The sequence below is a fragment of the Methylobacterium litchii genome, assembly GCF_038442315.1.
Lineage (GTDB): Bacteria > Pseudomonadota > Alphaproteobacteria > Rhizobiales > Beijerinckiaceae > Methylobacterium > Methylobacterium litchii.
Map to the genome: position 1 here is coordinate 22536 of NZ_JBBXMY010000024.1, position 13788 is coordinate 36323.

At 60.2% G+C, this 13788-nt stretch carries 17 protein-coding genes and 2 pseudogenes; 10 read left to right on the plus strand and 9 right to left on the minus strand.

Annotated elements, in window-relative coordinates; genetic code table 11:
- Window positions 1–10: 10 nt before the first annotated feature.
- Window positions 11–1984: a methyl-accepting chemotaxis protein gene (locus tag AAHF99_RS24940; RefSeq protein ID WP_412759949.1), complete on the plus strand. Its 1974-nt coding sequence runs from the start codon at window positions 11–13 to the stop codon at window positions 1982–1984.
- Window positions 1985–2028: 44 nt separating this feature from the next.
- Here AAHF99_RS24940 and AAHF99_RS24945 read toward each other — a convergent pair whose 3' ends face one another.
- Window positions 2029–3093 carry an HD-GYP domain-containing protein gene (locus tag AAHF99_RS24945; protein WP_342167048.1) on the minus strand — a complete coding sequence of 355 codons (1065 nt, stop codon included), beginning with the start codon at window positions 3091–3093 and terminating at the stop codon, window positions 2029–2031.
- Window positions 3094–3386: 293 nt separating this feature from the next.
- On the opposite strand from AAHF99_RS24945, the gene AAHF99_RS24950 reads away from it, so the two are divergent.
- The 4 genes and pseudogenes from AAHF99_RS24950 to AAHF99_RS24965 all read left to right on the plus strand — a co-directional run.
- On the plus strand, window positions 3387–4031 hold the full coding sequence (locus AAHF99_RS24950; RefSeq protein WP_342167049.1) for a ParA family protein: 645 nt from the start codon (window positions 3387–3389) through the stop codon (window positions 4029–4031).
- Window positions 4032–4489: 458 nt separating this feature from the next.
- Window positions 4490–4726, plus strand: a complete 237-nt coding sequence (locus tag AAHF99_RS24955) for a hypothetical protein (protein ID WP_342167050.1) — start codon at window positions 4490–4492, stop codon at window positions 4724–4726.
- Window positions 4727–4809: 83 nt separating this feature from the next.
- Window positions 4810–5004 (plus strand): annotated as a pseudogene (locus AAHF99_RS24960) (site-specific integrase); the annotation flags it as partial.
- 57 nt (window positions 5005–5061) lie between these two features.
- Window positions 5062–5592, plus strand: a pseudogene (locus AAHF99_RS24965) (tyrosine-type recombinase/integrase); the annotation flags it as partial.
- Window positions 5593–5902: 310 nt separating this feature from the next.
- Here AAHF99_RS24965 and AAHF99_RS24970 read toward each other — a convergent pair.
- Window positions 5903–6214, minus strand: a complete 312-nt coding sequence (locus AAHF99_RS24970; RefSeq protein ID WP_342167051.1) for a hypothetical protein — start codon at window positions 6212–6214, stop codon at window positions 5903–5905.
- 113 nt (window positions 6215–6327) lie between these two features.
- Window positions 6328–7665, minus strand: coding sequence for a flagellin N-terminal helical domain-containing protein (locus tag AAHF99_RS24975; protein ID WP_342167052.1), 1338 nt, complete (start codon window positions 7663–7665; stop codon window positions 6328–6330).
- A gap of 198 nt (window positions 7666–7863) precedes the next feature.
- Here AAHF99_RS24975 and AAHF99_RS24980 point away from each other — a divergent pair, with 198 nt between their 5' ends.
- The gene (locus AAHF99_RS24980) at window positions 7864–8265 is read left to right on the plus strand and encodes a flagellar biosynthesis repressor FlbT (protein WP_342167053.1); all 402 of its coding nucleotides are present in this window, start codon (window positions 7864–7866) and stop codon (window positions 8263–8265) included.
- Window positions 8266–8334: 69 nt separating this feature from the next.
- Here AAHF99_RS24980 and ctrA read toward each other — a convergent pair whose 3' ends face one another.
- Window positions 8335–9036, minus strand: a complete 702-nt coding sequence (gene ctrA / locus AAHF99_RS24985) for a response regulator transcription factor CtrA (RefSeq protein ID WP_342167054.1) — start codon at window positions 9034–9036, stop codon at window positions 8335–8337.
- A 205-nt stretch (window positions 9037–9241) separates the two neighbouring features.
- On the opposite strand from ctrA, the gene AAHF99_RS24990 reads away from it, so the two are divergent.
- The gene (locus AAHF99_RS24990; RefSeq protein ID WP_342167055.1) at window positions 9242–10240 is read left to right on the plus strand and encodes a phosphatase PAP2 family protein; all 999 of its coding nucleotides are present in this window, start codon (window positions 9242–9244) and stop codon (window positions 10238–10240) included.
- Window positions 10241–10408: 168 nt separating this feature from the next.
- Here AAHF99_RS24990 and AAHF99_RS24995 read toward each other — a convergent pair whose 3' ends face one another.
- From AAHF99_RS24995 to AAHF99_RS25010, 4 genes are read right to left on the minus strand one after another with little or no spacing between them, the layout of a single operon-like run.
- Window positions 10409–10660, minus strand: coding sequence for a hypothetical protein (locus tag AAHF99_RS24995; protein WP_342167056.1), 252 nt, complete (start codon window positions 10658–10660; stop codon window positions 10409–10411).
- Window positions 10657–10908, minus strand: coding sequence for a hypothetical protein (locus AAHF99_RS25000; protein ID WP_342167057.1), 252 nt, complete (start codon window positions 10906–10908; stop codon window positions 10657–10659). Before AAHF99_RS25000 ends, AAHF99_RS24995 begins: the two co-directional genes overlap by 4 nt.
- On the minus strand, window positions 10905–11504 hold the full coding sequence (locus AAHF99_RS25005) for a hypothetical protein (protein WP_342167058.1): 600 nt from the start codon (window positions 11502–11504) through the stop codon (window positions 10905–10907). The genes AAHF99_RS25000 and AAHF99_RS25005 overlap by 4 nt, the downstream gene beginning before the upstream one ends.
- Window positions 11501–11920 (minus strand): DUF5681 domain-containing protein, encoded by a 420-nt coding sequence (locus AAHF99_RS25010; RefSeq protein ID WP_342167059.1) that lies wholly within the window; start codon window positions 11918–11920, stop codon window positions 11501–11503. The genes AAHF99_RS25005 and AAHF99_RS25010 overlap by 4 nt, the downstream gene beginning before the upstream one ends.
- A gap of 225 nt (window positions 11921–12145) precedes the next feature.
- Between AAHF99_RS25010 and AAHF99_RS25015 the strand changes: the two genes are divergently transcribed.
- Together AAHF99_RS25015 and AAHF99_RS25020 are read left to right on the plus strand one after the other, a co-directional pair.
- A complete protein-coding gene (locus AAHF99_RS25015; protein WP_342167060.1) occupies window positions 12146–12349 on the plus strand; it encodes a hypothetical protein in 204 nt (67 codons plus the stop codon).
- Between the two features lie 170 nt (window positions 12350–12519).
- Window positions 12520–12858 (plus strand): hypothetical protein, encoded by a 339-nt coding sequence (locus tag AAHF99_RS25020; RefSeq protein ID WP_342167061.1) that lies wholly within the window; start codon window positions 12520–12522, stop codon window positions 12856–12858.
- Window positions 12859–12869: 11 nt separating this feature from the next.
- Here AAHF99_RS25020 and AAHF99_RS25025 read toward each other — a convergent pair whose 3' ends face one another.
- The gene (locus AAHF99_RS25025) at window positions 12870–13121 is read right to left on the minus strand and encodes a hypothetical protein (RefSeq protein WP_342167062.1); all 252 of its coding nucleotides are present in this window, start codon (window positions 13119–13121) and stop codon (window positions 12870–12872) included.
- Window positions 13122–13326: 205 nt separating this feature from the next.
- Between AAHF99_RS25025 and AAHF99_RS25030 the strand changes: the two genes are divergently transcribed.
- Window positions 13327–13767 (plus strand): SRPBCC domain-containing protein, encoded by a 441-nt coding sequence (locus tag AAHF99_RS25030; protein ID WP_342167063.1) that lies wholly within the window; start codon window positions 13327–13329, stop codon window positions 13765–13767.
- Window positions 13768–13788: the final 21 nt, after the last annotated feature.

A 13788-nucleotide genomic window follows, 5' to 3' on the forward strand; every position in this document is an offset into this window, starting at 1 on the left:
GGTGTGTGCGGTGCCGCTGTTCGACGCTGATCTGCGCGCCCTGATGTCGGCTATCGATAGATCCCGCGGACGGATCGAGTTCGCCCCAGACGGGACCATTCTCACCGCCAACAGCTTGTTCCTCGACCTAGTGGGCTACCGTCTGTCGGAAGTGAAGGGACAACATCACACCCTGTTCGTCCCTGCCGTCGAACGTGACGGCGATGAGTACCGTTCGTTTTGGGCCGCCCTGCGCCGTGGCGAGGCGCAGACGCGCGAGTTCCGGCGCATCGCCAAGGGCGGGCGTGAGGTCTGGATCCAGGCGACCTACAACCCCGTCCTCGATAGGGCCGGGCGGGTCGTCCGCGTGGTCAAGTTCGCCTCCGACGTCACGGACCAAGTCCTGCGCGCCATCGACCACGACGGCCAGCTCGACGCCCTGCACCGCTCCCAGGCGGTCATCGAGTTCGCCCTCGACGGTACGATCCTGACCGCCAACGCCAACTTCCTCGCCGCGGTCGGCTACCGGCTCGACGAGATCCAGGGGCGTCACCACAGCCTGTTCGTGGATCCCGCCGAGCAGGCGGGCGCGGAGTATCGCGGCTTCTGGGACCGCCTCGGCCGGGGCGAGTTCGCCTCCGGCGAGTTCCGGCGCATCGCCAAAGGCGGTCGGGAAATTTGGATCCAGGCGACCTATAACCCCATTCGTGATCGTGACGGCGTTCCAGTAAAAGTCGTGAAGTTCGCCGCTGACATCACGGCACGGAAGCTGCAGACAGCTGATGCGACCGGCCAGCTCGATGCGGTCAACCGGTCCCAGGCAGTGATCGAGTTCGCCCCCGACGGAACTGTGCTCAACGCCAACGCCAACTTTCTCAAGGCGGTCGGTTATCGGATCGAGGAGATCCGGGGACAGCACCATGCCTTGTTCGTCGAGCCCGGCTATGCCCAGACACCGGACTATGCTGCGTTCTGGCAACGCCTGCGCGATGGTGATTTCTCTTCCGGTATGTTCCAGCGCTTCGGGAAGGGCGGCCGCCAAGTTTGGATCCAGGCGAGTTATAACCCAATCTTCGACCCGAACGGCCGCCTGACCAAGATCGTCAAGTATGCCACCGATGTGACCGCCAACATGGAGGCACGTTCAACCGCTATCGAAGCGGCGGAACAAACCCTCGACAATGTTCAGACGGTCACCGATGCAGCTGAGACTATGAATGCCGCTGCGTTGGAAATCTCCAACAGCATGGCGCAATCGAAGTCCATCGTGGACGATATCCACGGGCGTGCTGGTGAAGCGAATGCCGCTACGGAGCGCTTACAAGCTGCTGCTAGCGCGATGGATGGAGTCGGTGCGGTGATCGCTGGTATCACCCGACAGATCAACCTACTGGCCCTGAATGCGACAATTGAAGCGGCCCGAGCTGGTGCTGCAGGTAAAGGTTTCGCGGTCGTTGCGACAGAGGTGAAGGAACTCGCTAGTCAGGCTGCGGCGGCGACAACTCGGATCGGTGGAGAGGTTGCCGGCATGCAAGCCGTCTCGGCCGAGGTAACGGCCAGCCTAACGACCATTACTGCAGCAATCGGAACTATTAGTGCGCACGTCGATGGTGTCAGTGGTGCCATGGATGAACAGACGCGTGCGACGGGAGATATCTTGAACAGCATGCGACAGGCGGCCAGCGGTGTATCAAGCATCAGCCGTAGTCTGGATGACTGGACCGTTGGTATGGAGGAGCGACGCAACCAACGGCGGACCCGCGTACTCTTGCCTGCTAGCATCCATCTACCGGGTCGTAGCCCTCTCGCGTGCTCAATCCGCGACCTTTCGGACGGCGGAGCGCGACTTCATGTAAGGATGTATGCTGAGGTCCCAGAGAGGTTTGATCTGGTTATTGATGCGGATGGGCGGCGATTCAGTTGTGAGGTCCGTCATCGCTCCGCCGCCTCCATCAATGTGCAGTTCCGCTCAGCTATCAAGGGTGGGATCACACGCGTGGCGTGATGGTCTGGTGAGGAAAAGTTCGTCTGGCTTGATCCCTCGGTGTTTCAGGCAACGACCTGACCTTCGGCCTCCGTCGCCAAACGGCTTTGGTTGTGAGTCACAGGTTGAAACGCGCGTAGGAGATCGGCGTCGAGGCGGCCCACCATGCCTTCCATGATGCCATAAGCCCTCACCGGATCCATCGGAGCTTTGTACGGTCGCCGTTCGATCAGAGCCGCGTAGATGTCGGAGATCGTCACGAGGCGGATCAGGTCGGGAATTTGATCGCCTCTGAGCTTATCGGGATAACCAGATCCGTCGAGCATCTCGTGATGGGAGCGCACGACTGCCAGCAACGATGCGTCGAAGCCGCCGCCGGCAAGCATAGCGTACCCTTCCGCCGGGTGCGTGCGCATGACAGCCAATTCCGCCTCGTCGAGCCGACCAGGCTTATTCAGGATTGCGGTTGGGATCTTCGTTTTGCCGACATCGTGCAAGAGGGCGGCCTTCGCGAGATGGTGGCGAGCATTTGGTCCAAGACCAAGTACGCTTGAGAATGCGACAGCCAATCCGGCGACGAGGAGACAGTGCTGGTGGGTCACGTCGTCGAAACGCTGCACCGCTCGGACCCAATCGTGAACGCTCGTCTCTTGAACAGCCTCAACGATGAGATCGGTGCCGGTGTCGGCGATGTCCGGGGTGATGACATGGCCCGAGAAGAAGGTATCCGTCAGAAACAACCTCGCACGAACTGCCTGCCGTTGTGCGGCTACAGGCACTGGATCGCCTTCGGCCATAGTTGAGAGTTTAGCAGCGATGAGGCGGGCGACGGCGTTCGCGGCAAGGGTATCGGTGGCGCCAAGGATCCGAGCCTGTGCCTCAGCCCGCGCCGCGTTGCCATGTACGAGAAAGAGATATGGCACGCCCTCGCCTCGGCTTTGGTCGAGGGTACGCCGCAGGAGAACCAGGGCCTCGGAGTGTAAGCCTTCGATGTCGCTGACGATGAGGTTGGCGCCCTTGGGTGGCCCGGCGTCTTCGTAGAGATTATAGATCTGACACGCACCGAACATCCCTAAGTCGCGCGCTAAGCGCCTCCCGCGGTGAAGGTCGTCGGTGATCAAAAGAAGCATGCTCATTAGATCGCCGTCGCGGCAGGGGGCCTCGCCCACCCGCGAAGGTTGGCAACGCCGAGGTTTACAAGTGATCTAAACCGCACGGTGAATCAGCGAGTGTCAGCCGATATAGTGACGCATGCGGCGGCCCCATCATTGAGGCTCGCCCGGCTCTGCGCATCCCGGCCGTGCCACGGCGGGTGAGCGCTATACAGGCGCTAACTCTATGTTAACCATGCGGCCACGACTCTAAGGACGTAGCTGCGGGCTGGCGCAACTACGTCATTACGTAAGCACGCAATGAGGCACTGATGCACGTCGTCGTAGTCGCAAGTCAGAAGGGGGGAGCCGGCAAGACCTCCCTGATGCGCAGCCTTGCAGTCGCGACCCACCAAGCCGGGCACGCAACTGCCTTACTCGACACCGACCCTCAGGGCTCGCTTACCAGCTGGTGGAACCGACGCGAAGATCAGCAGCCGGCTCTCGTGCGGATCGAGGTTGCAGATTTTGCGACAGGCGCCGAGCGACTGGCTGCTGCCGGGATCGAGTACCTATTCGTGGACACGCCCCCATCGGTCCGGCCCGAACTACGCAGCCTGCTGGGCCATGCTAGCCTCGCTATCGTGCCGGTTCGTCCCTCCCCCGACGACCTTGATGCGGTAGGCGACACCCTCGCGCTGATCGAGGACGCGGGCTGCCCGTTTGTTTTCGTGCTGACGCAGGCGAAGCCGCGGACGCGCCTGCAGATGCAGGCCGTGATGGCGCTGGCGAAGCACGGTAAGCTCGCCCCCACTGTCATCCACGACCGAACGGATTTTCCGACCGCCGCGATCACCGGACGTGCGGTGACCGAGTTCGAGCCCGAGACAACAGCAGCGCGAGAAGTTAAGGAAGTGCTTGAGTACGTACTGACGCAACTGCGTAAGGACGCAAGCAAGGCTAAGGTAGCACGATGAACGCGTCAAACAAGCCACCCATGTCCCTCGATGGCCTCATCCAGACGAAGGGCGCTCCGCGACCGTCCGAGGTGCCGCAGCGAGGGGAAGGGCAGGCACCTGCGACGCCTATCCCCGACCGCACTGCTCCAGTTTCATCGGCGCCGTCTGCTCGTCCAGCATCCGATGCGGAGCCGCGAACTAAATCCCTAACCCTCCGGCTATCCGAGCTTCGCTACCAACGGCTCCGGCGGTTTGCATTCGAGCGCGACGCCAGCCACCAGGAGGTGATCGAGGCAGCGCTAATGGCGTACCTTGAGGAAGAGGAAGGCTAACTGACGGCCGAACCCAACAAGGTGCGTGCCTACGTCAATACGTGCTTACGTACTGAAGTAGGCAGCTACGGATTTGCGAATTTGATAGCTTGCCTGCATTCTACGAACGCAAGACAAGAACGCTTATCTTGCATCGGAGGTCACATGGCCCTGTCCCATCGCTTTTCCGTACTCGGGCGCTCGTTCGAGGCTCGCGTTCATCCGCATGGCAAGGGGCCGGGCGTGGTTTGGGTCGCGGACGTGTTCGAGAGCGAGATGCAACGGGCATTCAACCTCCCCCTATGCAGCGATCTAGATCTGATACCTGACGAAAAACGCGACGAGGCGTTGACCGAGCTTGAAGGCGTGATCGAAAGCCGATGTCGGCGCGGGGTCATCTAGCCGTGACCGGAACCGCCCTCGTCCCGATCCACGAACCGACCGGCCCCGCGCTGCTCCCGGCCCAGGCCGACGACGACGCGCACATGATCCGGCTATGGCTTGCCCGCTCGTCCAGCCCGAACACCCGGCGGAACTACGAGCGCGAGGCGGCGCGCTTCCTGGCACATGTCGGCAAGCCGCTCGGCGCGGTGCGGATGGGCGATCTGCAGGAATACGTCGCCAGTCGGAAGGGATCGTCAGCTACGGTCGCTCTGACGGCGGCGGCGCTCAAGAGCCTGTTCGCCTTCGCGCAAGAGGTCGGTTTCCTGCGGTTCAACATCGGCGCGGCCGTGAAGGTGCCGCCGATCAAGAACACGCTGGCCGAACGCATCATGGCGGAAGCCGACGCGCTGCTGATGATCCGGCAGGAACGGGCCCTCCGGAACCGGGTGCTGCTGACCGTGCTCTACGGCGGCGGCCTGCGCATTTCCGAGGTCTGCGGCCTGCGTTGGCGGGATCTCACGCCACGCGACGAGGCGGGGCAGGCGACGGTGTTCGGAAAAGGCGGCAAGACGCGGGTCGTCTTGCTCTCGGCCGCGACGTGGAAGGTGCTTACGGTCCTGCGGGGCGATGCAAGCGCCAAGTTGGCAGGCGCATCCGCCGACGCGCCCGTGTTCCTTTCCCGGAAGGGCGGGGCGCTTGATCCAAGCGCGGTACATCGGATCGTGAAGGCGGCAGCGGCTCGCGCCGGCTTGCCCGTCGAGGTCTCGGCGCATTGGCTCCGGCACGCCCACGCCTCGCATGCCCTGGATCGGGGCGCGCCAATCCATTTGGTGCAGGCGACCTTGGGGCACGCTTCGGTTGCGACGACAGGCCGGTATCTACACGCCCGGCCGTCCGAAAGCTCGGCCAAGTTCCTAGGGGTATGACGATGACGACAACGGTACGGGTCGATCTGTACGGCACGGAAGTCGATTTGTCGGTATATCAGAAGTCGAAGTCGGTTTGGATCGCCCGTGGCGACTACAAAGGGCAATCCATTGAAGGGAAGGGCCGCAGCCCAGCCACGGCCGCAGCGAGTTGGCGGGAGCGCGCCCGATACTCGCAACCGCATGAGCTGTGACGCCTCATATTCTCAAAGGGCACAGCGGGAGCGGGTTTTCTCAGGTCAAGCCGCGAAGTGACTGGTCCGGCACTTCAGTTGACGGTGGAAGCGTGCCGTACTGGCTTCCCGCAGGCAACGTCGAGCAGCAGTGCTTCGTGCTCAACCAAGGCAGCGCCGACCTGCAGGGCCCCCGCGTAGTCGCGATGCTCAAGACGTTCATCAAGGACGACGAACAGCATCCCGAACGATTTGGTGCTAGCCATCAGGGCGTTCCCGATCTGCACGATATCGTTGTCGTAGGGATCGTGATCGCCATCCTGCAGTGCGCGCTCAAGCAAGGCGTAGAGGGCCATACACGGGGTATGAGACTCTGCCACTGGGAACTTCAGCTGCGGCACACCCATGAAAGCCTCCTGTCGCGACGGCCGAGGCTTGCCGAACATGGTTAACGGAAAACTAATAAAATACGGCCGGGGGTTCGATCCCCGGCCGCGTAGCTCAGTAGCTTCGGTCTCGCTTAGCGGAGCAGCTGAAGGATGCCCTGGTTCGCAGTGTTCGCGAGCGAGAGCGCCGAGATGCCGAGTGACTGACGGGTTGAGAGAGCCTGAGAGTTGGCCGCCTCGGCGTTCATATCAGCGTTCGTCAGGTTGTCAGCACCAGTGGTCAGAACGTTAGTGATATTTTTCGTGAAATCCTGACGAGTCTGCACAGTGGACAAGCTAGACCCGAGGTTGGAGCTCAGGGATTTGAGCGAAACCAGCGCGGACTTCAAGTTATCTGACATTGTTGAGAGATCAGAGTCGTTCTGAATGTTGAAGGTCGTGGCGGTCGTCGTAGTGCCGGCCTGAGTGATTCCCAAATTAGAAGCCGTGAGCGTCGAACCCTGCACGTCAAGCTTGGATGCTCCGGCGCCGCTCTTCTCGTTGAAAGCGATCGTAAGCTTATCACCGTTCAGCAGATTAGTACCGTTGTAGCCAGCATCCTTCGCCAGCTGGTTGATCTGAGTGGTCAGATCGTTGAACTGGGAGATCAGGTTCGACCGCACAGTCGAGTTACCAGTTGCGGTGATACCAGTGGTTGCATCCAAAAGTGCGAACCCGAACTTGGTATTGGAGTTCGCAGTACCAGAAAGCGCATTGGTCGTCGCCGCAGAAGCAGAGGCGCCGCTTCCGATACCGATCTTCAGAGTGTCAGATCCGATACCTGTAACCGTCAACTTACCATTATCACCGACCGAAGCCGTTGCGATACCGGACTTGTTGATCTCGTTGACGACATCACGGACTGTCGAAGCATTAGTCAAACTGGTCGAGGTGAAGGTTTTGCTACCAGCTGTGATCGAGATACCGATAGTATCTGTGGCGGTGGCGGAGATGCCAAGGTTCGCGTCGGTGATGACGCCGCCGCTAATGCTGGCGTCCGCAGCGGCTGCGCCGCCAAGTTTCGTATCCAGGGTGAGATCTTTGGCCGACTTCGATCCCAGCGATCCACCGGTTGCGATTGCGATGTACGAGCTACCCGTCTCGGTGGGGCGGTTGGTAGCCGCGTCCGATTGAGCCTGAGTGACCGTCGACTGCAGCTGCTTCACGAGCGACGTGATCGAGTCGATGCCTTTCGAGGCAGCCTGAATGCTCTGAATTCCGTTCGAAATGCCGTCCATCAAGCTCGACAGGGTGCTTGCACGATCATTCAGGGCGGAAGCCGTGAAAAAGTTGACCGGGCTGTCGAGTGCCGAGTTGATCTTCTTGCCGGTCGAAAGACGGTTCTGGTTGATCGCGGTCAGCGCGGACGTGTCCTGCAGCGACAGAAGGTTCTGACGGGTCGCAGCCGACAAGGTGACGTCGTAATTGGACATAGTAGGCAATCCATTTTCGGATTTGAGACCGCTTGTTGCGGCTCGCCTAAAAAACACGCGACGCGTTGCAAATTGCTAAAAACGATCCGCTAAAGTCCGCTGGATCTACGAATTTTGCTGCAGCTGAAATACTTCGTTGACGAAGGGTTAACAGGTTCTGCCGCACGTTCGGCTTAAAGTGGAATATGAGCGTTCGCTATGCCCCTTCGCATCACTCTCAAGCCGTTAGAGCGCCTGATCATCAATGGCGCAGCTATCCGTAACGGTGATCGGAGCTGCAGCTTCGTCGTCGAAACGCAGTGCCGCTTTCTTCGTGAGAGTGAGATTGTCTATGAGAGCGAAGCCGATACGCCGTGCAAGCAGCTCTGCCTCACAGTGCAGGTGATCCATCTTGCAGAGGATACAACGGAGACGGAGAACTTGTTTTACGCCCAAGCCTCTGCGGTACTGGCGTACATGCCGAGTTCAGCTCCCTATCTGCTCGAAATGCAGAGGGCGATTGAAGAGAAGCAAACTTATGCCGCGATCAAAGCTGGCAAGTTGTTGATCATGCATGAAGCAGAGGTACTGGCTGAACGCGGTGCATCCAACGCAGCGTAGCACGCCCTATCAATGCGAACGGTAAGGGGAAATCACGCTCCAATCCATACCGTTCAGTAAACGAGGCTGTCAGCTGACTTCAGCAAACATGGCCAGGGCTTCCTCACGCATCACGTAGCCACGCCCCCAGATGGTCTCGATGTAGTTCTTGCCCTGGCTTGCCTTCGCCAGCTTCTTGCGCAGCTTGCAGATGAAGACGTCAATGATCTTTATGTCCGGCTCGTCCATGCCGCCGTAGAGATGGGTGAGGAACATCTCTTTGGTGATGGTCGAGCCCTTCCGAAGGGCAAGGAGTTCCAGCATCTGGTACTCCTTGGCCGTGAGCGGTACGATCAGGCCTAACGCTTCAACGATCTTCTGGTCCAAATTGACGATCAGATCACCGATGGTGACAAGCGACTCGGCGTGTCCCTGTGACCGGCGAACGATGGCGTGAATGCGCGCGACCAGCTCGTCCTTGTGGAACGGCTTGGTGAGATAGTCGTCGGCACCGAAGCCGAGGCCCTTCACCTTGTCCTCAATGCTGCTCATGCCGGAGAGCACGAGGACTGGGGTCCTTACCTTCGCAATCCTGAGCTTGCGGAGTACCTCGTAGCCCGACATGTCAGGCAGGTTTAGGTCGAGGAGGATGATGTCGTAATCGTATAGCTTCCCGAGGTCGATCCCCTCTTCCCCGAGATCCGTCGTGTACGTGTTAAAGCTTTCAGACTTCAGCATCAATTCGATGCTCTGCGCGACCGTCGTATCGTCTTCAATCAGTAGGACGCGCATGAAGTCACCTCAATTCGAGGCGGTCATAAATCATCAACCATACCAGTCGGTTAACAAGTCGCTTTGCACGTCACCGTCAGTAATGAGCCATGTTGCCCATTTCCGGCGATTGAGTGGCTTGGCCGTCCTTCCGCTGACAACAGCCGAAGCTGATCATCCCTTTTTTACACCTAAGGTTTAAGATGCCGTGCTCATGCGAGGTACAATGCGCATCCACGTCTACCTTATCGGTGCAATCGTTATTATTGCGGGTAGAGCGATTGGATCAGCAACCGGTCTCGACATTGGTCGGTCATCAACGCTTTGGCATTCCCTCATATTCGGTGTGGTAGTAATTCTCATCCGCCAAATCATCAGGCGATGGACGCCACGCCTTACATACGCTTCTACTATCTTTGAGACTTCGGCGATATTTCTGCTGTCGTGGGAGCCTATTCTCGTTATATGCTACTCTGCGCAGACTCCAAGTTTACCGCTTTGTGACGATTTATATCGATCTTTAGATTTGCTCCTCGGATTTGATGGAGCGGCCGTGATCGAATGGATGAGTCACTATCCAGCCTTATGTTGGTTTATGGGTATCGCGTATAATATGTTTTTTCCGTCGATGTTCATCGTAATGTTGTTCGGCGGGTGGTTCGGATCTGCTTATAAAATCGCCGAGCGTGCAGCAATATCGATTATCTTCGCTTTTCTGATCACTGCTGGTCTGTCTAGCCTATTTCCTGCTTACGGTTATGGTGCATATATCACCCCTGATTTAATTAGGACCGTCGCTATTGGAGCAACACCGATTGCGCAACTAGATGCTTTGCGTGATGGTTCGATGCGTATCCTCGACAGCTCGGAAGGCGGCGGGATTATAACTTTTCCCTCGATGCATTGGGGCCTTGCGATCATTCTCCTTGGCACCACGTCCCGTCTTCGCTGGTTGTTTTTCATGATGGTTCCGATATCCCTCGGCCTCATGGCAACTGCTCTGGTTCAGGGCGCTCACTACCTTGCCGATGCGATTGCCGGCGCCATGGTCGGTGGCTTGTCGATAATCATCGCCGATGGGTTCCTTAGCCTACCTGCCATCGCAACGTTGGAGCGTGCCCTATCTGAAGCCGGTGGTCGGACTGCAAAGGCTGGTTCTGTGGCGATGTCTTCGAAGGGCTTCGGGCTGCTGGTGTCCCGAACGCGTCAACGATTGTCGGCCTGACCTATTTGTTTCGTGTGTGAGGTGCTTGCTCTTTTGGGCAACGGTCTGCCGTCCGTCCACCGTTACGAACAGAAGTCAGTTGAGGGCCAACGAACGTCTGCTTCGGGAAAACGCCCATGGCAGTTCGGACGACAGGCCCGGATCGGGGGCGCACCTTCAGTGTTCCGTTTAATCTGCAGTGACGTGCGCGACAGCCCATTCCCCCGCCGTCATCGCCGGCCGGTTGAGGCACAGCACGCCATGCCGAACCGTAGCGTGCCCCTGCTCTATCCACTGCCGCAAGTTCGCCAGGGCGTCGGCCGCTTCAAGGTCGCCGGCCGGGTCGCCTAGCGCCCGATCCGTGAGGATGTGCGTCGGTGCAGCGACGGAACGAGCGGCCTCGATATGGGCGAGGCGGCGTTCAAGGTCGATGAGCTTCACGACAGACTCCTGATGCGTGGGCTATGCCGGGCGGTCCATTCGGCAACGGTCATCCGCTCGGCGTGCAGGATGAGGGTGGAGCCAGCACGGCGCGCCCTGCCAGCGGCAGTCCAGGCGCGCCAATCCTGAATAGCCTCGGCCAGGACGGCAGGCGGGTGGTTGGCCAGGTTGCAGATCGCGGTGATGCGGCCGGCGCCTTGGCGACCTTCCAGGCGGGTGAGGCGCTGGGCGAGGGAGGCGAGGTTCATGCGAATAGCCCCTCCCCAGGCACGTACCGCTTGAGCCACGCCTGAAACCGGGCCTGATGGGCGGGATAGGCGATGCGCGGTGAGGTCTCGCCAGCTTGGCAGCTAGGACAGCCGCACGGGCGCATGAGGCCATCGCCGGGGGCAGACCAATGGATCTTCGGCGTCGGGTTCTCACGGACAGCCAGGAACCGTAGGTCGCCAACTCGATCTCGGCTCGTGCGGCGGATGATGCGAACCCGAACGTCCGTGTCATCGAGGTGGGATAGATCCTCGCCCCGTTCCGCAGCCGCCTCACGCTCGTTCCGCACGGCTTCGGCCTCGTTGGCCTCATATAGGATCTCAAGCTCGCGGTCGCTGAGATCATCCTCGTGCTTGCGGCCGAAAATGACCCAGCGGGACAGCGGCACCGGCCCCGCGTCGGGCCAGACCAGTGCAACGGCCTCGTCCTTCTCGGTGACAGCGCCCGTTCGCTTGGCGCGTTCGAGGGTGGCCTCGGCTTCGGCGGTAGTGTGGCCCCAGGCTAGATAGACGGTTGGCTCATCCGACCGGCGGCCCTCAATCTCACGGAGACGGCGTTCCAGGCTAGCGAGGTTCATAGGCTCGGCTCCTCCAAGCGGGCCAGACGGGCGGACAGGTCGGCGGCGGTGATCGCTTCGATGTGAGCCGATACCGCCTTGCCGATGTCGGCGGCCTCTGAGGGCGTGATCTCGCCCAATGCTACGGCGCGCAGCATGGCCTCCGTCGCCTTGGGTAGATCGGCCGCTGAGTTGATCGCCGGCAGGTCGAAGGTGATGCTGCGGTCCCTGCGCGGGGACAGCAAGCGGTCCAGGCACAGCTTCATCGCCGGGCCGTCACCGTCGAGCGCCATCTCAATGGCCTTGCGAGATAGCTTCTCCGCCTCGCCTTCGAAAATTTGCTCCAAGGCCAAGGTCGAGCGGTTGCGGGAGCCTTTGGGGCGACCGGCAGGGTTTCCCGACTGGCCTTCAGTGAACGGCTTGCCTTGGCCGCGCATGGTCAAATCCCGACTGCTTGGCTGGCTGTAGACAACAGCAAATGAACAGCCAGTACGGATGATATATAGCAGCAGCTAAGAGATTTCACGAGTGCGCTCCTCTTGCTGTGCGGTAGTCGGTATCCGCAGACCTTTCGCAGCTTCTGAAGGGCGAAAGCGCACTTTACCCACGTCACCACGAACTTCGGAACGTGCTGGCGATTGGCTGAGCGATAGGAGAGCCTCATGGCCAATGACCAAGCCGCCAGCACCCATCGGTCCGCGAAGGAACGTGAGGCCGGGGAACGGACTGGCGAAAAGCACCTGGATAAGCAGGGGCACCCCACCTCGGCCGAGCAACGCGACGCGGCCAACCACACAAAGACGACAGTCACTAAAAACCCGGAGCCAAGCCCGCAGAAGATCAAAAAGGCGACGGGCAAGGAGTAGGGGCGGTGGACTACGGAGCCGAGTGCCGCGCGTCGTCGTGGAACGAGAAGCCGAGGTTTGAGAAGCTACAGCTTGGCCGATCAAACCTGGGTGAATTTCTAAATTTCGTCGAGACGACGCCTACGAAGCGCATATGTACCCAAGACTGCGCTCCGGCATTGGACTCGTACATGAGCAACGAAGCCCATGTGGGCGGTAAGGCAGACGCGCCTGAGATGTCAGCAACAAGCAATCTCTTTGCCTTGGCCGCGACTGTCACGACGATGCAGCGTCTTTTGGGTCGTCGCGAAACCGATGGCGGCCTCGTCCCCGCCGAGGCTCAGATGATCGGGTTGGCGGTTGATCGTGCCCGCGTGGAGGTGCACGAGGTCGCTGCACTGCTGGCCGGTCTCCCGGAGAACCCGGCAGGCACACAACGCGATGGTATCGCGACCCTGCTTAAGGCGACCGACGATCTCGAAGTCATCCTTGATGCCCTCGCCGATGCCGTAGGCAGAATGACGAAATGAGGTGTGCAAGCTCATGCTGCCCGCTCACGCATGTCGTTGAAGAACGGGCCTAGCTCCTCGTCACTGTCGCCCCAGGTCTCGCCGGTCGTGAGGGCGAATAACTCCATCGTGCCAACGTCTTTGCGGATGATGCACCATCCCGTCAGGCCCTCGTGAAGTGGGGCCGGCCATTGCTGCAACTCAGCGGGCGACTGCTTGCGGAGGCGATACTGCCTGTCAGGGTGGATCCTGAACCACACGGCATCGAGGTCGTTCAGGGGCATAGTGTAGGGCTCCGGTTAGGCTGCGGATCGGGCGAGGGCGCTGAAGGACGCCAGGATGCTCCGGCGGTCATACGAAGCGAGGTGGCCAGCGTCGGCTCAGGGGCGGCGGGGTCTGCCTCGGCTTGGCGAGCAGGCGCGCGAGGTTGGGATCGGGCTTGTGGGGCATGCTCAGTCCTTTCGCGGAGAGGATCGGTTAGAAGCTGCCATGCAGATCACCACCGAACTTTCGATCCCGGGGTGTGCCGATGAGGTGTGGGCGGTGCTGGTCGACTTGTCGTCGTACCCGCGATGGAACCCATTCATCCGCAAGGTAGACGGCGAGCTGGCCGAAGGTGCTGCCTGGAAAGCAGAGCTAACCTTAGAAGGCAGGGTCTTCTTCAGCGTCCCGACGATCATCACGGAACTGGAGTACGGCACGCGACTGACATGGCGCGGCGGCTTGCCGAGGCTGATGACCGGCACGCATAGCTTCGGCGTGACGGAGGCGTTGGGCGTCGTGACGCTGGAACAGGTTGAGACGTTCTCCGGCGCGCTTGTGCCGATAATTTTGCCTCTGCTGAGACCGCTACTGACCCGGCGCTTCGTCACGATGAACGACGCGCTGATGTCGGAGGTCGTGAGACGCAGGGTTTCGGTGCAGGCGTGAATGCGGTGTCTATGGCTGCGT